The 20,647-nt window shown below is 60.8% G+C and carries 18 protein-coding genes; 7 read left to right on the top strand and 11 right to left on the bottom strand.

Annotated features, from left to right (window positions below; translation table 11 throughout):
• Positions 1–27: 27 nt before the first annotated feature.
• The 3 genes from GGQ99_RS14730 to mutS all read right to left on the bottom strand — a co-directional run bounded on the left by GGQ99_RS14730 (position 28) and on the right by mutS (position 6,557).
• Positions 28–1,020 carry a hypothetical protein gene (locus GGQ99_RS14730; RefSeq protein WP_183263103.1) on the bottom strand — a complete coding sequence of 331 codons (993 nt, stop codon included), beginning with the start codon at positions 1,018–1,020 and terminating at the stop codon, positions 28–30.
• Positions 1,007–3,496 (bottom strand): hypothetical protein, encoded by a 2,490-nt coding sequence (locus tag GGQ99_RS14725; RefSeq protein ID WP_183263102.1) that lies wholly within the window; start codon positions 3,494–3,496, stop codon positions 1,007–1,009. Before GGQ99_RS14725 ends, GGQ99_RS14730 begins: the two co-directional genes overlap by 14 nt.
• Before the next feature lie 334 nt (positions 3,497–3,830).
• Complete coding sequence (gene mutS, locus GGQ99_RS14720) at positions 3,831–6,557, bottom strand: DNA mismatch repair protein MutS (RefSeq protein ID WP_425486815.1); 2,727 nt, start codon at positions 6,555–6,557, stop codon at positions 3,831–3,833.
• A gap of 141 nt (positions 6,558–6,698) precedes the next feature.
• Between mutS and GGQ99_RS14715 the strand changes: the two genes are divergently transcribed.
• Positions 6,699–8,987, top strand: coding sequence for an NADP-dependent malic enzyme (locus GGQ99_RS14715; protein ID WP_183263100.1), 2,289 nt, complete (start codon positions 6,699–6,701; stop codon positions 8,985–8,987).
• Between the two features lie 267 nt (positions 8,988–9,254).
• On the opposite strand, the gene GGQ99_RS14710 is transcribed toward GGQ99_RS14715, so the two are convergent.
• The 4 genes from GGQ99_RS14710 to GGQ99_RS14695 all read right to left on the bottom strand — a co-directional run bounded on the left by GGQ99_RS14710 (position 9,255) and on the right by GGQ99_RS14695 (position 13,833).
• Positions 9,255–9,791: an ATP-binding protein gene (locus GGQ99_RS14710; RefSeq protein WP_108605817.1), complete on the bottom strand. Its 537-nt coding sequence runs from the start codon at positions 9,789–9,791 to the stop codon at positions 9,255–9,257.
• A complete protein-coding gene (locus GGQ99_RS14705) occupies positions 9,788–11,323 on the bottom strand; it encodes a PIN domain-containing protein (RefSeq protein WP_108605816.1) in 1,536 nt (511 codons plus the stop codon). Before GGQ99_RS14705 ends, GGQ99_RS14710 begins: the two co-directional genes overlap by 4 nt.
• On the bottom strand, positions 11,298–12,086 hold the full coding sequence (locus tag GGQ99_RS14700; protein ID WP_108605815.1) for a helix-turn-helix domain-containing protein: 789 nt from the start codon (positions 12,084–12,086) through the stop codon (positions 11,298–11,300). Before GGQ99_RS14700 ends, GGQ99_RS14705 begins: the two co-directional genes overlap by 26 nt.
• Positions 12,087–12,840: 754 nt before the next feature.
• Positions 12,841–13,833, bottom strand: coding sequence for an adenosine kinase (locus GGQ99_RS14695; RefSeq protein ID WP_183263099.1), 993 nt, complete (start codon positions 13,831–13,833; stop codon positions 12,841–12,843).
• Positions 13,834–14,003: 170 nt separating this feature from the next.
• Here GGQ99_RS14695 and GGQ99_RS14690 point away from each other — a divergent pair, with 170 nt between their 5' ends.
• Positions 14,004–14,726 (top strand): sulfate transporter family protein, encoded by a 723-nt coding sequence (locus tag GGQ99_RS14690; RefSeq protein ID WP_183263098.1) that lies wholly within the window; start codon positions 14,004–14,006, stop codon positions 14,724–14,726.
• Positions 14,727–14,778: 52 nt separating this feature from the next.
• On the opposite strand, the gene GGQ99_RS14685 is transcribed toward GGQ99_RS14690, so the two are convergent.
• The 3 genes from GGQ99_RS14685 to dut form a co-directional block, all read right to left on the bottom strand.
• Positions 14,779–15,585, bottom strand: coding sequence for an isocitrate lyase/PEP mutase family protein (locus tag GGQ99_RS14685; protein WP_183263097.1), 807 nt, complete (start codon positions 15,583–15,585; stop codon positions 14,779–14,781).
• A gap of 68 nt (positions 15,586–15,653) precedes the next feature.
• Positions 15,654–16,310, bottom strand: a complete 657-nt coding sequence (locus GGQ99_RS14680) for an HAD family hydrolase (protein WP_183263096.1) — start codon at positions 16,308–16,310, stop codon at positions 15,654–15,656.
• Positions 16,307–16,786 (bottom strand): dUTP diphosphatase, encoded by a 480-nt coding sequence (gene dut / locus GGQ99_RS14675; protein WP_183263095.1) that lies wholly within the window; start codon positions 16,784–16,786, stop codon positions 16,307–16,309. The genes GGQ99_RS14680 and dut overlap by 4 nt, the downstream gene beginning before the upstream one ends.
• Before the next feature lie 250 nt (positions 16,787–17,036).
• Between dut and GGQ99_RS14670 the strand changes: the two genes are divergently transcribed.
• The 5 genes from GGQ99_RS14670 (at position 17,037) to GGQ99_RS14650 (ending at position 20,008) form a co-directional block, all read left to right on the top strand.
• Positions 17,037–17,831 (top strand): class II glutamine amidotransferase, encoded by a 795-nt coding sequence (locus GGQ99_RS14670; RefSeq protein ID WP_183263094.1) that lies wholly within the window; start codon positions 17,037–17,039, stop codon positions 17,829–17,831.
• Between the two features lie 87 nt (positions 17,832–17,918).
• The gene (locus GGQ99_RS14665; RefSeq protein WP_183263093.1) at positions 17,919–18,698 is read left to right on the top strand and encodes a helix-turn-helix domain-containing protein; all 780 of its coding nucleotides are present in this window, start codon (positions 17,919–17,921) and stop codon (positions 18,696–18,698) included.
• Between the two features lie 115 nt (positions 18,699–18,813).
• Positions 18,814–19,209, top strand: coding sequence for a VOC family protein (locus GGQ99_RS14660; protein ID WP_108605807.1), 396 nt, complete (start codon positions 18,814–18,816; stop codon positions 19,207–19,209).
• A gap of 42 nt (positions 19,210–19,251) precedes the next feature.
• The gene (locus GGQ99_RS14655; protein ID WP_183263092.1) at positions 19,252–19,662 is read left to right on the top strand and encodes a VOC family protein; all 411 of its coding nucleotides are present in this window, start codon (positions 19,252–19,254) and stop codon (positions 19,660–19,662) included.
• Positions 19,652–20,008 carry a DUF1801 domain-containing protein gene (locus tag GGQ99_RS14650; RefSeq protein ID WP_183263091.1) on the top strand — a complete coding sequence of 119 codons (357 nt, stop codon included), beginning with the start codon at positions 19,652–19,654 and terminating at the stop codon, positions 20,006–20,008. The genes GGQ99_RS14655 and GGQ99_RS14650 overlap by 11 nt, the downstream gene beginning before the upstream one ends.
• 53 nt (positions 20,009–20,061) lie before the next feature.
• On the opposite strand, the gene GGQ99_RS14645 is transcribed toward GGQ99_RS14650, so the two are convergent.
• A complete protein-coding gene (locus tag GGQ99_RS14645; protein WP_183263090.1) occupies positions 20,062–20,451 on the bottom strand; it encodes an SRPBCC domain-containing protein in 390 nt (129 codons plus the stop codon).
• Positions 20,452–20,647: the final 196 nt, after the last annotated feature.

Here is a 20,647-nt window from a genome sequence, read left to right as displayed (position 1 = left end):
TCCCCGCAGGCCAACTGCACCGGCCATTCAGCGCTTCAAGCAATAGTCGATGATTTCGGTGAAGCCCGCTTCTTCTCGGGTCAGCCTTGCTTCGAGTTCGTTTAGGTGTGCGACGCTGGGCAGCTTATCTGTTCCAGATATTTCTACGGCAAATTTGCCGCTGTAGCCCTTGCCAACCCTTGAGAGCTCGGCACTGAGCTGGCTCAGAATGTCGTCTCTTAGCACAAGTTGGCTGCGTCGGAACCGGATCAGCCGGTGACAATCGAAAAAGTCGGAGCGCTTGGAAGAGTCGTACTTTCTGCCGTTCCAACCGGTGGCTCGTGTGGAACGGTACAGAGCACGCTCTTGCGTATCTCGCCAAGCGCTGAAGTCAAAATGGTTAGTTGGGCTCGGGTTCTCGTGCGTGACCTGTGGTTGGAAGCTAGCTACTCCAAACTGGTGCTTATCTATGACAGTCAAGGTTCTGTTCTGTCGAGAAAGCATGCGCTTGATTGCTTTGGGTGTCAAAAAGCACATCACTTTGGTTGAATCCAGGATGCGTACTTCTCTGGGAATTTCTTCATCGTCTCGATCCCAGTGTCTTTCAGTGCGCATTGGAACCCACTGAAAATACGTTCCAAAGAGATGCGCAACACCACTTGGGCCGAACGAAGCTATGTGTATGTCATTCCCCTCTGCGTCATCCTTCAGGAAATAGTAAGCAGCACCGAATCGGACAAGCGATTGGGCGATGTCCTCTACCCACTCACGAACTGTTTCATCGACAGGATGGGGTCCGTATCTGGTTTCGACGTTTGAGAACAACCGCGCCGAAATTTCTTCGTTACTCGAAGTGACATCAAACAGCCTTCCACTATGCCGGTTAGCATAGTTGAAGATACCGGCGAAATCTTCTTCAAACATTCGCCGATTAAAATCCTGTCCGTCTATTTCGCGTTTGAGGAATAGCCGGTCGAGAGGCCCAAGATGGGCGTCATCAAAGCGATGATAATGTAAAGGTTCTGCCTTAAATATTTTCATGGCGAACGTTTTCGCGTTCCTCGCGCAGCTGACGAGAAAGACTGACAATCTGATGATCTATTTTCATGCCAGTGGTTTTGAGGCCCGGCAAAACATGCTTTGCGAAAAAGAGATGAGACGCATCAGAATGCGAATTTAAGAACGCTCTCACGATCTTGTTCGGGTGCTGCCCGCCTCGCTTCATCCCCATTCGGTCCCCAAACCCGTCCTGTCGCGCGCGATGTTCGAACGCCATTTTCCAGTTGATCCGAATCATTCCACGCGGTGACGCACTCAAACTGAAGCTGTTCGGGTTGGAGAGCAGTACCATTCTTTTAAGGTATTGTTGCTTGTCCGTAGCGTGTTCGACCCAAGCATCGAACTTGGCTAGAGCACCCTCCGACAGTTTTTCGTTGTCAAAGTATGCTCCATAAAGGATGGCAAAGCCCAGTACGGACGCCAAGTCATTAATGGCCGTCGAGATGAGATGCAGTCGGAACTCGCCATTGATGTCGAGCGCAGGGTTCGAAAATTTTGAGTCAGCTGCCAGTACTGCAAGAGACATGAACGTCGGGAGTACCTTTTCCAGCTTGTTGTCATCATTTTGCGACAGCGCATTTATGCATGCCTCAGCCAGCTCAAAGTAAATCTGCCCAAAGTGATCCGGCAACTCCTCATTGTGTTCTGATCCGAATATGTGTGCGACCGTCGCTCCGCTGCCGAGCATTGCAAGTACTTCGTCCTTTGCCGTTTCGATTCGCTTGGACAGCTCAGCGGCGTCGATAGTTGGCAGAACGTATTGTGCTTCCGTGTAGCGCGCGAATTCACGATACCTCTCGAAGAGCTCTGCCAGTTGACCGAACCACTGTGGAAGTTTCCAATGGCTATGTAAGCTTGCAAGGAGGACTTGCGTTGCGGCCTCAGGCATTCTCAGCTTCGTCAATGTGGTCGCGAATTCTGGAACCATTTTTTGGTGGAAGTTGCACACTTCCGGCAGGATCTTAGCGTAGTGCTGCAACACCTTCTGGACCGCCAATTGTTGGACGTACTTCGGTCTGGATAGACGATGGCCCTCGATTTCTTGTTCAAACGTAATGCGTTCAACGATAAACGCGAGTTCGACTTGCAGAAACGCGGGAAGGTTGCGTAGTGGTTTTTCGCTCCAATCGTCCGCATGAAAGAAGTGTTTCAGCTCTTTCTCGAAAGTCAGCATTCGACGAAGAGTTTCTAGGCATAAATTACTTCCCAGCGCAGCCCATGCGTCAGCTATGCCAATCCTTGTCACTGCTGATTCACTGTCCGTCAAAGCGTCTTCTGTTGCCAAAGTTTGCTCAATGATTTTCTTAAATCTCGTGAGCTCCCGCATGCCGAGGTCGAACTGAAATTGTACCGCATACACTGAGGCTCGGGCCGAAAAGCGATGCAGGAGTTTTAGTGCAAGTTTGAAGTCTCCGACACGAAACGCGAGCTCAATGTGACCTGCAAGCCTGTCGACGATCTCGTTTTCGAGCCACTGGTGGTCAGTTTTTTGCTCAACCAGCATTTGCTGGCTGCTTGTTTGCAGCGCCATGGACGTTGCAGCGTCTCCAGCAAAGAACCATTGTTTGTGTCTGCTGCGTCTCGGGAACCAGTAGCTTTCTCGGTCAATTTCGTGTTTTCGTTGAATGTAGTGCAGAAGCAAATAAGTATAGTCGGAGGTCAACGCAGGCAAATTGTCGTGCAAGCTCTCCTTTTTGGCCATAATCCGTTCATCAATGTACGAGAGCTGTTCAAGAGCATTTTGCGCAGCTTTCGAATGATGGTTGGCTAACGAAATGGAGCTTTTGTGGTTCGCTGCTCCTTCGATGTGGCGCACAATGTTGGGGAGTATCTCGCTACGAACTAGCACATTGAGATCAAAGAAATTGAAAAGTCTCTGGCCCAACGGAAACAAGGCTAGAGCACTTAACAGCGTCAAAATTGCTCCGGCGACATGTACAAACAGCCCTGGTTCCAATCCAAATGAGGGCAAAGTCGTCGCTGCCAAACAGAACATCGCTGCAAGCACCAAAACCCGAGAATAGACGCTGCCCACCTGCTCATCGGTAAGCATGTGGATGATGTCGCGGCGAAGTCTGGTGTAGCCGGCACTCAAAATGATGCCAATCGTCGCAAAGTAGATCGAGAAAATTGCAGTGAGCAGCTGAGCGTACAGCCGGAGCTGGTCAATATTGAATTTTTTGTCGTCTGCGCTGAGCGGTGCAAGCCAAGGCTGACTGTCTCTTACATAATCTTCTATGGAAGTAAGCGCTGCCAACCCCAAAGTGACCCAGAACAGGCTCTTCAGGCCGACCCATGCGAAAGAGCCAAAGATGCGAGCGTTTGCCTTTGCTTTGGTGACTGAGATGCTCTTCTTATAGGCACTACGCTCGAATACAAACTCGATCTTTCCAAGCCTCGCTCGGAACTTCCAGAACCAGGGCTTTGAACCCAACCAGATTTTCAGCCGATCGATCAAAGTGCGCGCACTCTCATTACTCCTCGCAAATCAAGTAATTGCATCTGAATACATTTACCAGATTTACCGAACCAGGAACTCCCTCCCGGCTTTGCGGACCCTAGGCGGCCGCTTGGCACGTAGATCACAACTCTTCCACGTACTCTTCTGTTGCGCGGGGCCAACTGCCAAGGTCGGCATTCCGCTCTCGCACCAGTGATGAGCGTCACCTTCAGATAGCGGAGTTGGGGCGCTTAGCGGCCATTCGATTGCAATTGTAAACTCGCCTATGACCGCGGAAACTCAAGCAGTTCACACTCTTGCATCAGGCCTTGCTGGCGAGCTTTTCCGCTGCCTACCTCCCCGCCAGCCCCTTCAGCCGATACAGCGCGTCCAGTGCCTCGCGCGGGGTCATTTCGTCGGGGCTCAGCCCCTCCAGCGCCTTGCTGAGCGCGTCGTTGGCGACGGGTTTGGCCGCCTCGCGTTTCACCGCGACGGAAAACAGCGGCAGGTCGTCGACGAGCCGGTTGGCTTTCCCTGAGGTTTCGCCTTCTTCGAGCTGGTGCAGCACCTCCTTGGCGCGCGCCACCACAGCATCCGGCAGGCCGGCGAGGCGGGCGACCTGCACGCCGTAGGAGCGGTCGGCTGCACCCTTGCCGACCTCGTGCAGGAACACCACTTCGCCTTCCCACTCCTTGACCCGCATCGTCACGTTGTGCAGGCGTTCGAGCTTGCCCGACAGCGCTGTCAGCTCGTGGAAATGGGTGGCGAAGACGGCGCGGCAGCGGTTCTTCTCGTGCAGGTATTCGACCGCCGCCCAGGCGATCGACAGGCCGTCGAAGGTCGCCGTTCCGCGGCCGATCTCGTCGAGGATCACCAGCGACCGTTCGCTCGCCTGGTTGAGGATGGCGGCGGTCTCCACCATCTCGACCATGAAGGTCGAGCGCCCCCGCGCCAGGTCGTCGGAAGCGCCAACGCGGGAGAACAGCCGGTCGACGACGCCGACATGGGCGCTCTCAGCCGGCACGAACGAACCCATCTGGGCGAGGATGGCGATCAGCGCGTTCTGGCGCAGGAAGGTCGACTTGCCGCCCATGTTCGGACCGGTCAGAAGCCAGATCGCGCCGTTGCGGCCATTCCGTGCCGGCGACAGGTCGCAGTCATTGGCGACGAAGGGTGCTGAAGCCGTCCGCCTGAGCGACTGTTCGACGACCGGATGGCGCCCGCCCGTCACCTCGAAGGCAAGGCTGAGGTCGACCTGTGGCCGGCACCAGGCTTCGGCCCCGGCCAGCACCGCGAGCGCTGCCGAAACGTCGAGCACCGACAGCGCGTCCGCACCTGCGCGGATCGCCTGGGCGTGGTTCACCGCTTCGCCCACCAGCGCGTCGAAGGCGGCGAGCTCGATGGTCAGCGCCCGGTCGGCGGCATTGGCGATCTTGGTTTCCAGTCCGGCGAGTTCTGTCGTGGTGAAGCGCATTGCGCTCGCCATCGTCTGGCGGTGGATGAAGCGCGCCTTGGCCTCGTCGGTGCCGTTGAGCACCGCCTGGTGGTTGGCCGTCACCTCGATGTAGTAGCCGAGCACGTTGTTGTGGCGGATCTTGAGCGAGCGGATGCCCGTCTCCTCGATCAGGTCGCGCTCCATGCCGGCGATCACCCGCCGCGACTGGTCGCGCAGCGCCCGCATCTCGTCGAGCTCGCCATGGTAGCTCGCACGAACGAAGCCACCGTCGCGCTTGAGCAGCGGCAGTTCTTCGCCCAGCGCCGCATCGATATGTCTGGCAAAGTCGGCCGGCAGCGCCGCGATCGCCGCCATCGCCTTGCGCAACTCCTCCGGCAGCGGTGCTTCGCCGAACAGCCCGGCAATGGTGCGGGCGGCGGCAAATCCCGCGCGCAGCGCGCCGAGATCGCGCGGCCCGCCGCGGTTGAGCGCCAGCCGCGACAGCGCCCGCGGCATGTCGGCGACGCCCTTGAGGCTGAGCCTGAGCGCCTCGGTCAGCCTGGTCTCGCCCATGAAGAACGACACCGCGTCGAGCCGCGCTGTGATCGCGTTCGGATCGGTCAGCGGCGACATCAGCCGGTCGGCCAGCAGCCGCGCACCGCCGCCCGTCACCGTGCGGTCGACCGCCCGGAACAGCGAGCCGTCGCGGCCGCCCGAAAGCGTGCGCAGCAATTCGAGATTGGCGCGTGTCGCCGGGTCGATGAACAGCGTCGAGCCTTCCTGCTCGCGCTCGGGGTGCGACAGCGGCGGCCGCTCGGCCTTCTGGGTCTTTTCGACATAGGCGATCGCGCCCGAGATCGCCGACAGCTCGGCGCGGGAGAACGCGCCAAAACTGTCCGGCGTCGCCACCTCGTAGAAGCGCGCGATGCGCTGCGGCGCCGAGGTGGAATCGAACAGGCTCGGCGGCTGCGGGCTGGCGATCCGGCCGACCAGGTCGAACACCGGCTTGAGCTCCTCGTCGTGGAACGCAGGCTCGGCGACGATCAGCTCGCGCGGGTCGATGCGGAAGATGTCGGCGGCGAGCCGCTCCGGCGTCGTCTCGGCCACCCGGAACACGCCGGTCGAGATCTCGATCCAGGCGAGTGCCAATGCCGCTTCGCCGGCCCCTTTCACCCGCCCCAGCGCCATCAGGAAATTCGATTCCTGCGGCGCCAGCAGCTTGTCCTCGGTGATGGTGCCGGGCGTGACGAGGCGCACCACGTCGCGCTTGACCACCGATTTCGAGCCGCGCTTCTTGGCTTCGGCCGGGTCCTCGATCTGCTCGCACACCGCGACTCGGTAGCCGAGGCCGATCAGCTTCTGCAGGTAGTCGTCCGCCGCATGGATCGGCACCCCGCACATCGGGATGTCCTGCCCCTGGTGTTTTCCGCGTTTGGTGAGAACGATACCCAATGCCCGCGACGCCTTCTCGGCGTCGTCGAAGAACAGCTCGTAGAAGTCGCCCATGCGGTAGAACAGCAGCGAATCCGGGTTCGCCGCCTTGATCTCGATGAACTGCTCCATCATCGGCGTCGGCGCGGCATGCACCGGGGCGTCGGCCCGGGCTTGCCCCCCGGCTTCCCCAAAGTCAGCTTCCGCGTTGATGGTCGGTCGGTCGTTCACGCCAGGGCCTGCGAAAAAATGAAATCCACCCCTCTGCTTGGCGGTTTACAGCGCCGATGTGTAGCCTTAATCCGGAACGCTCCACAAAAAGAATATTTCAAAGGGACAGGGACGCTTCTCATCATGGCCGCCAACAAGAAAACCGACAACACCGGCCCCTCCGTCAGCGCCGAAGAAGCGCTCGAATTCCATGCCATGGGCCGGCCCGGCAAGCTCGAGGTCGTGCCGACCAAGCCGATGGCCACCCAGCGTGACCTCAGCCTCGCCTATTCGCCCGGCGTCGCCGTTCCGGTGAAGGCCATCGCCGAGGACCCCTCCCGCGCCTTCGACTACACCACCCGCGGCAACATGGTCGCCGTCATCTCCAACGGCACCGCCATCCTCGGCCTCGGCAATCTCGGTGCGCTTGCCTCCAAGCCGGTCATGGAAGGCAAGGCGGTGCTGTTCAAGCGCTTCGCCGACGTAGATTCCATCGACCTCGAGGTCGACACCGAGGATGCCGAAGAATTCATCAACTGCGTCCGTTTCCTCGGCCCGTCCTTCGGCGGCATCAACCTCGAGGACATCAAGGCGCCCGAGTGCTTCATCATCGAGCAGCGCCTGCGCGAGCTGATGGACATTCCCGTCTTCCATGACGACCAGCACGGCACCGCCATCATCGCCGCCGCCGGCCTGATCAACGCGCTGGAGATCACCGGCCGCGACATGAAGACCACGCGCCTGGTCTGCAACGGCGCCGGCTCCGCTGGCATTGCCTGCATCGAGCTCATCAAGGCGATGGGCTTCGCGCCCGAGAACGTCATCTTGTGCGACACCAAGGGCGTGGTCTACCAGGGCCGCACCGAAGGCATGAACCAGTGGAAGTCGGCCCATGCGACCAAGACCGAGCGCCGCAGCCTGGCCGATGCCATGGATGGCGCCGACGTCTTCTTCGGCCTCTCCGCCAAGGGCGCGCTGACCCCGGCCATGGTCCAGTCCATGGCCAAGAACCCGATCATCTTCGCCATGGCCAATCCCGATCCGGAGATCACGCCCGAGGAGGTCGCCGAGATCCGCACCGACGCCATCATGGCCACCGGCCGTTCGGACTACCCGAACCAGGTCAACAACGTGCTCGGCTTCCCCTACATCTTCCGCGGCGCGCTAGACGTGCGGGCCACCACAATCGACGACAACATGAAGGTCGCCGCAGCCAACGCCCTGGCCGAACTCGCCCGCCAGGACGTGCCCGACGACGTCGCTGCCGCCTACCAGGGCAACCGGCCGAAATTCGGCCCCAACTACATCATCCCGGTGCCGTTCGACCCGCGCCTGATCTCGGCCATCCCGGTCGCCGTCGCCAAGGCGGCCATGGAATCGGGCGTCGCGCGCAGGCCGATCCTCGATCTCGCCAAATATGCCGACGAGCTTTCCGCCCGCCGCGACCCGATCGCCTCCACGCTCCAGCGCATCTACGACCGCGTCCGGCGCCAACCCAAGCGCGTCGTCTTCGCCGAGGGCGAGGAGGAGCAGGTGATGCGGGCGGCCGTCTCCTACGTCAACCAGAAGCTCGGCACCGCCATCCTGCTCGGCCGCGACGACGTCATCAAGGAAAACGCGAGGCAAGCTGGCATCGACCTCAACAAGCCGGGCCTTGAGATCATCAATGCGCGCCTGTCGCGCCGCAACGCCATCTATGCAGACTTCCTCTACGAGCGCCTGCAGCGCAAGGGCTACCTGCTGCGCGACTGCCAGCGGCTGATCAACAACGACCGCAACCACTTCGCCGCCTGCATGGTGGCGCTCGGCGATGCCGACGGCGTCGTCACCGGCGTCACCCGCAACTACTCGACCGTGCTCGAGGACGTCCGCCGCGTCATCGACGCCAAGCCCGGCCACCGCGTCATCGGCGTGTCGATCGTGCTCGCCCGCGGCCGCACCGTCATCGTCGCCGACACCGCCGTCCACGACATGCCCAACGCCGAGCAGATCGCCGACATCGCCGAGGAAGCGGCCCACTTCGCCCGCCGCATGGGCTACGAGCCGCGCGTGGCCATGCTTGCCTACTCGACCTTCGGCCACCCCGCCGGCGAGCGCTCCGAGCGTGTCCAGGAGGCGGTCAAGATCCTCGACAAGCGCCGCGTCGATTTCGAATATGACGGCGAAATGGCGGCCGACGTCGCCCTCAACCACCGCCTGATGCAGCAGCAATACCCCTTCTGCCGCCTCTCCGGTGCTGCCAACGTGCTGGTCATGCCGGCGTTCCACTCGGCGGCCATCTCGACCAAGATGCTGCAGGAACTCGGCGGCTCCACCGTCATCGGCCCGCTTCTCGTCGGCCTCAACAAGCCGGTCCAGATCGTCCCGCTCAACGCCAAGGACTCCGACATCGTCAACATGGCGGCGATTGCGGCGTACAACGCGGGGACTTGAGAGGGCGGTTCGCGAAGCGAACGAAAAGCCCCAAAATGGGCTTTTCGAGCGCCTCAAGGCCCGGAGCCGTAGCGAAGGGCATAGCGCTGCCGCCTTCCTTGCGCCGCTAGCCGAATGGGCGAAGGCGCCGAAGCTGCTGATCTCCCTCCTTGTGGGGGAGATGCCCGGCAGGGCAGAGGGGGGTGCGAAGGATCGCGAGGCTCCGGTTTTCCGTAGCGCGGCGTTGTGGGTGTAGCTAAGTTGCTCCCAGCAAAAGTAATTCATTGATCATTGAAGAGCTGCGATTAAGCCCTGTACATTGTCGGAAATTACCAAAGGAATTCGAAGTTCCAAAGCCGCACGTCGAGCGGCCACTAGAGAATAATCCTGTTGTTGACGGAGTTCGTCGATTGAACGCATTGGCCGCTTCCGCTGAGAATCTGATTGCCGTCGTTGCCAGATCCTTTCTGGCTCTTCAGTGAGCACAACAATCCGCGATGCACCGATCAGTCGAAACACCCTCGGCTCTACCTTTACCAGGCCAGCTGGCGTATCAATGATGGCATGTCCGTCTAATACAACTAGCCCGCTGTCCGGCACCGCGCGATGAAATCCGTCAATCAGCAAGGTTTGGTTGTCGTCAATGTTGGCCTCCCTCAAAGTGTCGTGGTCTACAAATTTTTGCTGCCGCAGCTCGTGTTCAGCTTTGATTAGCGTGCTAGCTTGTAAGTGTGTGAACGTAAGAGACTTTTGAGCGCGCGCTAGCGCCGACGATTTCCCAACGCCGGAAATGCCTACAACCGCTACTATTCGGCGATTTTTCATGGGGTGAAGCCAAGATCGATACGCTCTAACAATATGCCAAGCTTCTCGGAAGAAATTTGGTAAATTGATTGGGGCGGATGTCCTCCAATTATCTGCATAGATTTGAGCTGTTTCAAATCGATGATCGGTTCGATGTAGGCTGCCAGAGTGTAGTTTATTACCTTAACGGGTGAGCTACTGGACGCTTGCCAATTTTCTAGGTCTTGCTCGCTATAAACTGACCGCCCACCTGTCATTTGCAGCAAGTCTCTTGTCGAGTACGCGAGTTTCACATCTTCCAAAATTCCGAGAGCGGACATGGCCTGGGATGGAGGCGATTGCGACTTACCTTTGTAAAAGAACAGAAGCGAACCGGGCCTACCGAGATTGGAAGGGGCCCGGCATAGATAGACTTTCCGGATGGTATTGCCGGGGCGGCGGGGCCCATTGCCGCGGCCTTGTCGGTCGAAGAGATCGAGTTGAGGTTGTTGCCGAAGGTCGGGGTAAAGTACGTCGTGGTAACTCTCCTTGATGGGAATGCCAAACGCAGTCGTATCTGGTGTTAAGATGAAACGTGGATAGTTTAAGCGGTGCCACTCGAATGCGCTTGCAACCTCGCTAGAGCCCGATGACGATGACGAAAATCGCTTTTCATAAATGCGCTCGGTGTCCGGCTTGGTGTGGGTATGCTTGAAACCAAAATACTCAAGAAGGTCTATTAGGGATGTTTGTCCTTCATAGGTTGTTATGTAGATAAGATCATACTTGTTGCGCTGAGCGAACCAGAACGCCTTCTTTAAAAGAAGCTCGCCGATTTTGACGCCTCGCTTTTCAGGGCGAACTTTAAACGTACAGATTTTAAGGATTTTGTTGAGTTTTTGCGTTGCGTCCGTGTCTGCACTCGTCTCGTCTTTGCGGACAAGAAGGCCGGCGATTCCATCGTCTTCTACTATCCAGCAGGGGCGCCGATGCTTTACGCACTTGTCTCTCCACCAGCTGTCGAAGCCGTCATAGTCCTCACGTAGGCTATCAAAGATGGTGTCTGCCAAGGGGATGGAATGAGCTTGGACCTCTTCGACAAAGCGGACTGGGGCTTCGACCGGCTCGAACGTTGTTCGAAGCAGTTGAACTGCGTCAGCTACATAGAGAACCCGGCGTCCGATTTCGGCCGAATGACGCCTTGCACGGTCATGCAATCCCCTGTCTTGCGTGACTAGAAAATCTGCGGCCCCGATGAGTAGTGCATGCAACAGCGTTGCATCTACAACATCGTTCGGCCTGGCTAGTCGTCCGAACGCGGCTTCTAGGTCTGTGGGAGTTATCCCGCGAACCTTAGACAGTTTTTGAAACTTACTCAGCTTGCTGAGCGAAATCCGGCGTCTTTCTAGGTTGCTATCTCGTCCGATGTCATCGCGAGCCGCTTCGTGGACGAAGATGTCGACCTTGTGTTTTGCCGCGAGGTTTGTGAGCGCCGAAAAAGCAGGCTCTACGGTTCGATTGTCTTCTAGGTAAATTATGACGTTCGTATCAATTAGATATGTTTGTGTGCTCATTTTGGAGCGCCATTTGAAGGTTAGGCTTCGCGTATAAAAAGGATTGTGGAGCCTTAAACCCAAATCGCTCCTTTAGCTCAATGAGATTAAGTGGGTGGGAAAACCGCCGCACGTTGGAAATATTTAATGCGTAACCTTCAGAAAGTCCACCAAAGTAAGCATCAAAGTCCAGCTTACGGATAGATGCCGACTTGCCATGTCGCCGCCAAAGCGTAGCAAGTGGAAGCCGCTCAACATCGGTAATCTCAGCTGCGCCGACCAAAGCGCGAACGGGCGACGTCGAATAGATGTACGCGGTCGCACCTTGTCCTACCGACAATGGAAACCGCCTTCGCAATTCGACGGTTTTGACGCCTTCAAGGATTTTGTCTGAGTATGCAGGTTTAATACTAAGGATTACATCTCGGCGGAGAGGGCGGTCATCACCGAAGATTGGCAGAAGGTACTGGTCGTCGTTGTCGATACGGGCGCCGGTTATCTGCTGGAGTGCTTCTGCAGCGAAGCCGATATCCGAAGGAAAGGCCGCATCAATCCTCAGGCGCGCTCCGAGCGCCTCTACATACCTTTGTAGCGAAGAAATCTGGACGTCGCCACGCTGTTCGATCTTCGAGATGGCGGCCTGGCCTACGCTTAGGCGCTCCGCCATTTGCAGCTGCGTCAGCCCCACAGCCTGCCTTAGTGCCTTCAGTGAGAGCCCGACAACACGGCCCGCGTCTCCATCGCCAATGCGGACTGCTTCAACGATTTTTCGGTCAGGTTGCATGCGCTATGTCGACTTTGTTAGAATCAGATGACGGGACAACTATTCCTCGCAGGGAATAATTTGGCTTGCAAGGGCAGCGCTCTATGTTGCGGCCTTTGAAACCCAAGATAGCGGCCAGCCTCCTGTCACCATCTGTCAGCAATCCGCGTGGAGAAACCACCCTTGTTTTTCCACACCCCCTCCACCTCCCGTACAATCCCCCGCAGTTCCTCCCGCGGGAACGCCGGTCGCGACGGTGACATGCGGGGAGGAGCCGGCGCCTCCGGCATTGGGCTGACGTAGCCTGTTGCCCGGGGAGGTTCCGTCCAAGGGTTCCCCTCCGGGTAATACGGCCCGGGTGCGCTGGACGATGCGCTAGTGGGGCAGGGGCGAAAATGCCCGTGCTTCGAGAAGCGGAACGGGCGGAGACAGAAATCGCCGGCGGGGCGCGGGTTCGCGCCACTTACTTACATTCGGCAGGCACGGCCCCGCGCCTCGCTTCCCGGATTTTTCATCAGCAATGGCCAGACCGGAAACGGGGCGTGGCGATGGAGAGGTGTGCGGGCCAGCCCCCCTCTGTCCTGCCGGACATCTCCCCCTCAAGGGGGGAGATCGGCAGTGGCGGGCGGCGCGGCTGGTCTACAAAGGTGGCAGGCAGCAAGAGCGTTGATGATTGGCGAAGGTCGAGGCGACGGCTGATCTCCCCTCTTGAGGGGGAGATGTCCGGCAGGACAGAGGGGGGTGGGAAGGAATGGGAGGGTCGAGTTTGGAAGCCCTACAGCAACCCCGCCTGCTCGGCCTCGCGCTTCAGATTCTGCCGGGGCCGCGGGCCGATCTGCTGGATCACCAGGCCGGCGGCCAGCGAGCCGAGGTCGCCGCAATCCTTGAGCGAACGCCCTTGCGTGTAGCCGAACAGGAAACCGGCGGCATAGAGGTCGCCGGCACCGGTGGTGTCGACCAGCTCACGGATTTCGGTCGCCTGGATCACCACCGTCTCGTCGCCGCGCACGATGACCGAGCCCTTCTCCGAGCGGGTAACGGCGGCGATCTTGCAGTCCTTGCGGATCTGCGCCAGCGCTTCGTCGAAGGACGAGGTCTCGTACAGCGACTTGATCTCGTGGCTGTTGGCAAAGACGATGTCGACGGTGCCCGAGCGCATCAGCTCGAGGAACTCGGCGCGGTAGCGGTCGACGCAGAACGAATCCGACAGCGTCATCGACACTTCGCGGCCGGCGGCATGCGCGTGCGCCGCGGTCATGCGGATCGCTTCCTTGGCCAGCGGCGGGTCCCACAGATAGCCTTCGAAATAGGTGACCTTGGCCCCGCTCGCCTTGTCGGCTTCGACGTCGTCGGGCCCGAGCTCGACGCAGGCGCCGAGATAGGTGTTCATCGAGCGCTCGCCGTCGGGCGTGACGAAGATCATCGACCGCGCCGTCGGCGGGGTGCCGTCGAGTGGTTTTGTGTCGAAGGCGACGCCCTGGGCGTGGATGTCGTGGGTGAAGATGTCGCCGAGATGGTCGCGGCTGACCTTGCCGAAATAGGCCGAGCGGCCGCCGAAGCTGGCGATGCCGGCAGCCGTGTTGCCGGCCGAGCCGCCCGAGGCCTCGATCGCCGGGCCCATGCGCGAATACAGCAGTTCGGCGCGCTCGGCGTCGATCAGGTTCATCGCGCCCTTGATGATGCCGTTGTCGGTGAGAAAGGCCTCGTCGCATTGCGCGATGATGTCGACGATGGCGTTGCCGATGCACAGCACGTCATATTGGCTCATCAGGGTCTCCGCGGCGCTCTCGCCGTTGCTCGCGCCGACGGGTCGGCAAAACGGATTGCGTTTAGCGGCTTGCGGCCCATTTGCCTACCCGGCAATTTGGCTGGCCTGCGCTTGAGGCCGGCCGTGCGGCACCTTATCTCAGGCCGGAAACAGGGAGCGACCACAAAGACATGATCCTCGACGCCGCCCGCACTGCTGCCAGCCAGCTCTTTACCGCCGAGTTCCGCTCGGTGTTCCTCAAGACGCTGGGGCTGACGATCCTCGCGCTGGCAGCGCTCTGGTTTGGCATCCGCGAGGTCTTCGACTGGCTCGCCTGGCCCTGGATCGAGGCACTGCTGCCCGGCCTGCCGGCCTGGACCGGCTGGCTCGGCCTGATCGCCGCCATCGTTGCCGGCATAGGCCTCGCGTTCGGGCTGGCGCTGCTGATCGCGCCGGTCACGGCCATCGTCGCCGGCCTGTTCCTCGACGACGTCGCCGAGGTGGTCGAAAAGACCAGCTATCCCGGTGACCGCCCCGGACAGCCCGTGCCCGCTTTGCGCTCGCTGGTTCTGGCGATCAAGTTTTTCGGCATCGTCATCCTGGGCAATCTGCTGGCGCTGTTTCTGATGTTCATCCCCATCGTCAACATCGGCGCCTTCTTCCTGGTCAACGGCTATTTGCTCGGCCGCGAGTTCTTCGAATTCGCCGCCATGCGCTTCCGCCCGGAGCAGGAGGCCAAGGATCTGCGCCGCCGCAACGCCGGTAAGGTGTTCATGGCAGGCCTGGTCATCGCCGCCTTCCTCGCCGTGCCGATCCTCAACCTTCTGACGCCGCTCTTCGCCGCGGCGATGATGGTGCACCTGCACAAGGCCGTGTCGGCGGCGGAGATCAAGTTTGCGGGCGCCAGAGCATGATCCCGAAAAGTGGCGACCGGTTTTCGGACAAGATCATGCTCAAGACAAATCTTCAGCCGTCGCGGCCGAACATCGCCTGCAGCTTGCCGTAGGCGATGCCGTCGCGGGCGAATTCGAACGTGCCTTGGCCCAGCATCTCGCGCGACGCCCGCTCCATCATGCCGAAGGCGTAGCTCGTGAGCTTGGAGCCGAGCGAGATCCGCTTCGCCCCCGCCTCGGCCAGCACCGCGACCGAAAAGCCCGGCACGGCCAGCACGTTGACCGGCTTGGTGACCGCGCTGCACAGCGTCCGGATCATCTCGATGTCGGTAATGCCAGGCGCATAGAGCACGTCGGCCCCGGCCTTCTCGAAAGCCTGCAGCCGCTTGATGGTGTCGTCGAGGTCGGGCCGATCCCAGAGGAAGTTCTCCGACCGCGCCGTCAGCACGAAGTCGTGCTTCAGGGCGCGGGCCGCTTCGGCAGCGGCGGTGACGCGCTCCACCGCATGCGAGAACTCGTAGATCGGCTTGTCGGCCTCGCCGGTGTGGTCCTCGAGCGAACAGCCGGCAAGGCCTGCGGCCTCCGCCGCGAAGATCGTCTCGCCGGCACTTTCGGGGCTGTCGCCCTTGCCCTTTTCGAGATCAGCCGACACCGGCAGGCCGGTGGCGTGGGCCATGTCGCGGCAGTGGTGGATCATCGCCTCGAAGCCGACGCCGCCGTCGGGCAGGCCGCGCGAGAAGGCGAAGCCGGCGCTCGTCGTCGCCAGCGCCTCGAAGCCGAAGGATGCGAGCAGCTTGGCGGTGCCGATATCCCAGGGGTTGGGGATGATGAAGGCGCCCGGCGCCTCGTGAAATTTCCGGAAGACCGCGCCCTTGTCCATTGCCTCGCCCTCAAGCTCAACCAATGGCGCAATACTAGCCCGGAGCGCGGAGCCTCACAAATCCTGTTTCAGCCGATCGGGATCAGTCCCGCCAGCTTGCGCATGTCGTCGAACAGCACGGCACCGGTGGCCGCAAGGCCCTCGCGGTCCGAGTGCGGGTCGGCGTGGTAGGCGAACACCCGCATGCCGGCAGCACGCCCCGCCTGGGCGCCGGCGACGCTGTCCTCGATGACGATGCAGTCGGAAGGCTGAAAGCCCATCGCGCCGGCGGCGTGCAGGAAGAGGTCGGGAAACGGCTTGCCGCGCTCGACCATGGTGGCCGAGAACAGCACGTCGCGGAAATAAGGCAGCAGCCCGGTCTGGCCGAGCGTCATGTGCATCTTGGCGACACGCGCCGAAGACGCCACGCAATAGGCGATGCCGGCGGTCTGGACGGCGGAGACGAAGGTCTCGATGTGCGGGATCGCCTGCACGCCCGTCTCGAACAGCTCAGGCAGTTCGCGATACCAGCGCTCGACGAAATCGGGTCCGAGGATGGCGCCGGTCGCCTCGACCTCTTTCTGCACCGACACCAGGCTACGGCCGACGAACTGGCGGCGGCAGTCCTCGTAGGTCACGGGATAGCCGGCTTCGGTCAGCCACGACGACAGCCGCCGGTTGGCCAGCGGCTCGGTGTCGACGAGCACGCCGTCGCAGTCGAAGATGACGAGCTTGGGTTTGCTCATGCCGTGCCGGTCGAGCCGAAGCCACCGGCGCCGCGCGTAGTCTCGTTGGCGAGGTCGCGTTCCTCGATCGCAACGCGGGTTACCGAAGCGATCACCATCTGGGCGATGCGCATGCCGCGCTCGACATAGAAGTCCTCGTCGCCATGGTTGATCAGCAGCACCTTGACCTCGCCGCGATAGTCGCTGTCGATGGTGCCGGGCGTGTTGAGGCAGGTGATGCCGTGCTTGAAGGCGAGGCCGGAGCGCGGACGCACCTGGCCTTCGAAGCCTTCGGGGATCTCGAAGATCAGGCCGGTCGGCACCAGCGCGCGCTTGCCCGGCAGGATCAGCAGCGGCCGGTCCTCCGGCACAGCGGCGCGCAGGTCCATGCCGGCGGAACCGTCGGTTTCGTAGACCGGCAGGGCCAGGTCGCCGGCGTGCGGCAAGCGGACGATCCCGATGACGGGGGCGGAAGAGTTTTCGGCGACGGATTTCATGGCGGCGATCCTATGGGACGGTGCTTGGGGAACGTCAATCCCGATCTCCGCATGGCTTGCTTGCAACGACGGGGCTGTGTGGTTTTTGCATGACGGTCCGATGTGAACCCTTTGCCATAGCCGCGACACAAACGGATGGCGAAGCTCGGCTGGGTGCGCGTCCGAGCATTTACGATTTGTTATCCATGTTGGCCGAGTCTGGGCGCGGTCCTGCGTCCTTATTGCGGGCTGAATTTGAGGTCGAAGAGCCATGTGCCGGTGGGCCGCCTATCTCGGTGAAGAGGTCTTTCTCGAAGACATCGTTTCCGCGCCCTGCCATTCGCTGATCGCGCAGAGCCATTGCGCCCAGGAAGCGAAGTCGGCGACCAATGGCGACGGCTTCGGGCTGGCCTGGTATGGCGACCGGCCCGAACCCGGACTTTACCGCGACATCCTGCCGGCATGGTCGGACCCCAATCTCAAGAGCCTGTGCCGGCAGATCAAGTCGAGTTTGTTCCTGGCGCATGTGCGCGCAGCGACAGGCGGCGGCACCAGCCGGGCCAATTGCCACCCCTTCGTCTCGGGCCGCTGGAGCTTCATGCACAACGGCCAGATCTCGGGCTTCGAGCGCATCCGCCGCCGGCTCGAGGCCGCCGTTTGCGACACGCTCTACGACCAGCGCCAGGGCACGACCGATTCCGAGCTGTTCTTCCTGCTGATGCTGGAGGAGGGGCTGGATGCCGACCCGCAAGTTGCGGTGGCGCGGGCCGCGCGGCGCGTGATCGAGGCATCGGAGGCTGTGGGCATGGCCGCGTCGTTCAAGCTGACGGCGGCCTTCAGCGACGGCGAGAACCTTTTTGCCGTCCGCTATGCCACCGACGCGCAGGCGCCGACGCTCTACACGCGCGAGGGCGCCACCGGACGCTGCATCGTCTCGGAGCCCTTCGATCGCGAAGGCGAGAGCTGGCAGGCCGTGCCGCCATCGAGCTTCGTCACCATGACGCGGCAGGGCATGACGGTCTGCCCCTTCGAACCGGCAGTGGCGCAACTGGCAATGGCCGGCTGAAATCTGCTAGCTGCCAGCGATGCATTGGCCGGCTGAGGCGGCCATCACCCAAGTGTTCTTGACCAACTGGATCGAGCGGCCCGAGAAATGACCCTGTCGGCCCGCTACACCGAACTGAGCCGGCTTGCCGACCTCGGCGAAGAGGTCGAGGCAGTGTGGACCTCCGTCAGCGATCGCGCCGGAAGCTACCGTGTCTTGCCGGATGGTCGTTGCGACATCATTCTCAGATTCGATGCCAAGCAAAGGCCGATCGTTGAGATGGCCGTAGTCGTCACCGGTCCGACAACGCGTTTTTACGATGTGCCGATCGAACCCGGCATGGGCTTTGTCGGCATCCGCCTTCGACCGGGCTGTTTCGAGACCGTTCTCGGCTTCGAGCCGGCGGAACTGACGAACGCCAATCTGATTGGCCCCGACGCACTTGCGGCATGCCCCGATCTGAAATCGCTCTGCCTGCCTGCTCGCGACCAGAACGAGCTCGTTGAGCGCCTCACAGGTTTTCTCCGGCGTCGCGCCGCCGACAGTCGCTTGAAGCCGGCGCCGCTGAGCCGCGGCGTGATTAGCGCCATTCACGCCTCCGGAGGCCGCCTGCGCATAAGTGACGTCGCCGATATGCATGCCATCTCGGAACGGACAGTGCAGCGCGTCGTCTTCAAGGCAACGGGGCTTGCGCCGAAGACCTTTGCCGCAATCCTGCGGTTCCACCGCGCCTTGCGGCTGCTTCGGGATCACCGTCTGAGCCCGGCAAGCGCCGCGCTGGAGGCGGGCTTTTCGGATCAGGCGCATATGAGCCGCGTGTTCCGTCGCATGGGAGGCTTCTCGCCGGCGCGACTTCCCGATGTCACCCTCGTCAGTTTGGGCGACTGATGTCCGATTTGTTCAAGATCGCATTGGAGCCCGGTGTATGATTGGCCACTAGGCGCGGCTCGTCCAAGCCTGTGCCCTGGTCCCTGTTAACGGGCCCTTGTCCGGAGATGTTTCGATGGCTGCACGCCTTGGCTACACGATCCTTTACGTTGCCGATGTCGAGGCGACCGTCTCGTTTTACGAAGCTGCCTTTGGCCTGCCGCGCAAGTTCATCCATGAGAGCAATCTCTACGCCGAAATGGACACGGGCCAGACAACCCTCTCCTTCGCCGGCGAGGCCATGGCGGAGATGAATGGCCTGGCCATTCGCGCCAACCGCAAGAACGACGTGGCGGCAGGGTTCGAACTGGCGCTGATCTTTCACGATCCCCAGGAAGCCTATCTCAACGCGGTTGCCGCCGGCGCCACGCCGGTCAAGCCACCGGAAAACAAGCCGTGGGGGCAGATTGTTGGTTATGTCCGCGATCTCAATGGTTGCCTCGTCGAGATTGCCTCGGCCATGCCGGACTGACCCTCCCGCACAACCAATCGACACCTTAGAAGAGGCCGACGGATGCGTCCGACAACTGCATCTCCGTGCATCACGACGAAACGCGTCGCCGAGACGCGCGAATTTTACATCAGGCATTTCGGCGCGCGCCCCGCTTTCGATTGCGGATGGTTTGTCAGCCTTGAATTTGGAGAAGGCCTTTCACTGCAGTTCATGGAGCCGCAGGGGGACCAGCCCTTATGCAATACGGCGGGGCTGACCTACAATTTCTGCGTTGAAGACGTCGATGACGCGCATCGGCTGATGACGGAGGCCGGGCTCGTGCCTGTCATGCCAATCGAGGACCATTCTTGGGGTGATCGTGGCTTCGCGATCGAGGATCCCAATGGCATCGCGCTCTACATCTACTCCAATCGGGAGCCATCTGCCGAGTTCAGGCAATTTTACGCGCCACGAGTTGCCCATGAACGGTAGTCGCATCCAGGCGTTCCTCGACGATCTGCGCGACCGTCACGCAGACCACTGCGCGATCGTGTCGCGGCTGCGCGAGATCGTGCGGCAGTCCGCTCCGTCCATCGCCGAGGAGATCAAGTACGGCGGCATCCTGTTTTCGTCGCGGGCGGCGTTTTGCGGTGTCTTCCCATATGCCGGTCACGTCACGCTGGAATTCAGCGCAGGTGCGTCCTTGCCGGATAGGCACCGTCTGCTCCAGGGGCAAGGCAAGCTGCGGCGCCACATCAAGCTCTTTGCGGTTCCGGATATTCAGGACCGGCATGTGGCGGAGTATGTCGAACTGGCGCGCCAGGCTGCGGATGCGTGATGGCGCTTGCACCATCGGTCGGTGGACCTGAGCGACGCCACTCTGGCTGTCATTCAATGATGCGTCAGTGCCTTGTTCATCGGCTCCCAGTACATCTTTTGCCAGCCTTCATCGAGCATTGCGTGCGTCGACCTGGGATAGCCATTCTGGTCGAAAACAAGCCTGGTTCCCGTGCCGTCGGCCTGCAGCTCGAAGCGCACGATCGAAAAGATGCCTTCGGGCCACGCCCGCGAACGCCATGTCTGGACGATGCGGCGGTTGGGCACGAGCTCGATGTTGCGGGCCTCGATGTCGCCACCGAAGATCGACACCTCGCCGCCCTCATGCGTCGAGATATGGGCCGATCGCCCGCCCGTCATCGCCTGGAACCGGGCGGAGTTGAGAAGCAGGTCGTAGATGTCCTTTGGCGTGCCCTTGAGATGCACTTCCTGGTGAATGGTCATGGCGACCTCCCTGATTGTCGAGGAAGCGGCGTCCTGTTCATCGACCATCCAAGAATATTTTCCGCCTGTCGGGCACAACCGTCAACGGCAACATGCGGTCTCGACGCAGCGGCCTTTCAAAATCTCCTGACAGACCCTTGGCAGGAGATTGTTTGCAGTTTCGCGGTTCGGTTCGTATTTGCGCAGAGCCCGTGCG

Source organism: Aminobacter niigataensis (assembly GCF_014200015.1).
Classification (GTDB): Bacteria; Pseudomonadota; Alphaproteobacteria; order Rhizobiales; family Rhizobiaceae; genus Aminobacter; species Aminobacter niigataensis.
Note: the sequence above shows the minus strand (reverse complement) of the source record. Positions and strands in the feature narration are given on the sequence as shown.

What these genes read in the sequence shown, in the direction of transcription:
- GGQ99_RS14730 (WP_183263103.1), bottom strand. Translation starts at nt 1,020, where the DNA reads ATGAAAATATTTAAGGCAGAACCTTTACATTATCATCGCTTTGATGAC.
- GGQ99_RS14715 (WP_183263100.1), top strand. Translation starts at nt 6,699, where the DNA reads ATGGCCGCCAACAAGAAAACCGACAACACCGGCCCCTCCGTCAGCGCC.
- GGQ99_RS14710 (WP_108605817.1), bottom strand. Translation starts at nt 9,791, where the DNA reads ATGAAAAATCGCCGAATAGTAGCGGTTGTAGGCATTTCCGGCGTTGGG.
- GGQ99_RS14705 (WP_108605816.1), bottom strand. Translation starts at nt 11,323, where the DNA reads ATGAGCACACAAACATATCTAATTGATACGAACGTCATAATTTACCTA.
- GGQ99_RS14700 (WP_108605815.1), bottom strand. Translation starts at nt 12,086, where the DNA reads ATGCAACCTGACCGAAAAATCGTTGAAGCAGTCCGCATTGGCGATGGA.
- GGQ99_RS14695 (WP_183263099.1), bottom strand. Translation starts at nt 13,833, where the DNA reads ATGAGCCAATATGACGTGCTGTGCATCGGCAACGCCATCGTCGACATC.
- GGQ99_RS14690 (WP_183263098.1), top strand. Translation starts at nt 14,004, where the DNA reads ATGATCCTCGACGCCGCCCGCACTGCTGCCAGCCAGCTCTTTACCGCC.
- GGQ99_RS14685 (WP_183263097.1), bottom strand. Translation starts at nt 15,585, where the DNA reads ATGGACAAGGGCGCGGTCTTCCGGAAATTTCACGAGGCGCCGGGCGCC.
- GGQ99_RS14680 (WP_183263096.1), bottom strand. Translation starts at nt 16,310, where the DNA reads ATGAGCAAACCCAAGCTCGTCATCTTCGACTGCGACGGCGTGCTCGTC.
- dut (WP_183263095.1), bottom strand. Translation starts at nt 16,786, where the DNA reads ATGAAATCCGTCGCCGAAAACTCTTCCGCCCCCGTCATCGGGATCGTC.
- GGQ99_RS14670 (WP_183263094.1), top strand. Translation starts at nt 17,037, where the DNA reads ATGTGCCGGTGGGCCGCCTATCTCGGTGAAGAGGTCTTTCTCGAAGAC.
- GGQ99_RS14665 (WP_183263093.1), top strand. Translation starts at nt 17,919, where the DNA reads ATGACCCTGTCGGCCCGCTACACCGAACTGAGCCGGCTTGCCGACCTC.
- GGQ99_RS14660 (WP_108605807.1), top strand. Translation starts at nt 18,814, where the DNA reads ATGGCTGCACGCCTTGGCTACACGATCCTTTACGTTGCCGATGTCGAG.
- GGQ99_RS14655 (WP_183263092.1), top strand. Translation starts at nt 19,252, where the DNA reads ATGCGTCCGACAACTGCATCTCCGTGCATCACGACGAAACGCGTCGCC.
- GGQ99_RS14650 (WP_183263091.1), top strand. Translation starts at nt 19,652, where the DNA reads ATGAACGGTAGTCGCATCCAGGCGTTCCTCGACGATCTGCGCGACCGT.
- GGQ99_RS14645 (WP_183263090.1), bottom strand. Translation starts at nt 20,451, where the DNA reads ATGACCATTCACCAGGAAGTGCATCTCAAGGGCACGCCAAAGGACATC.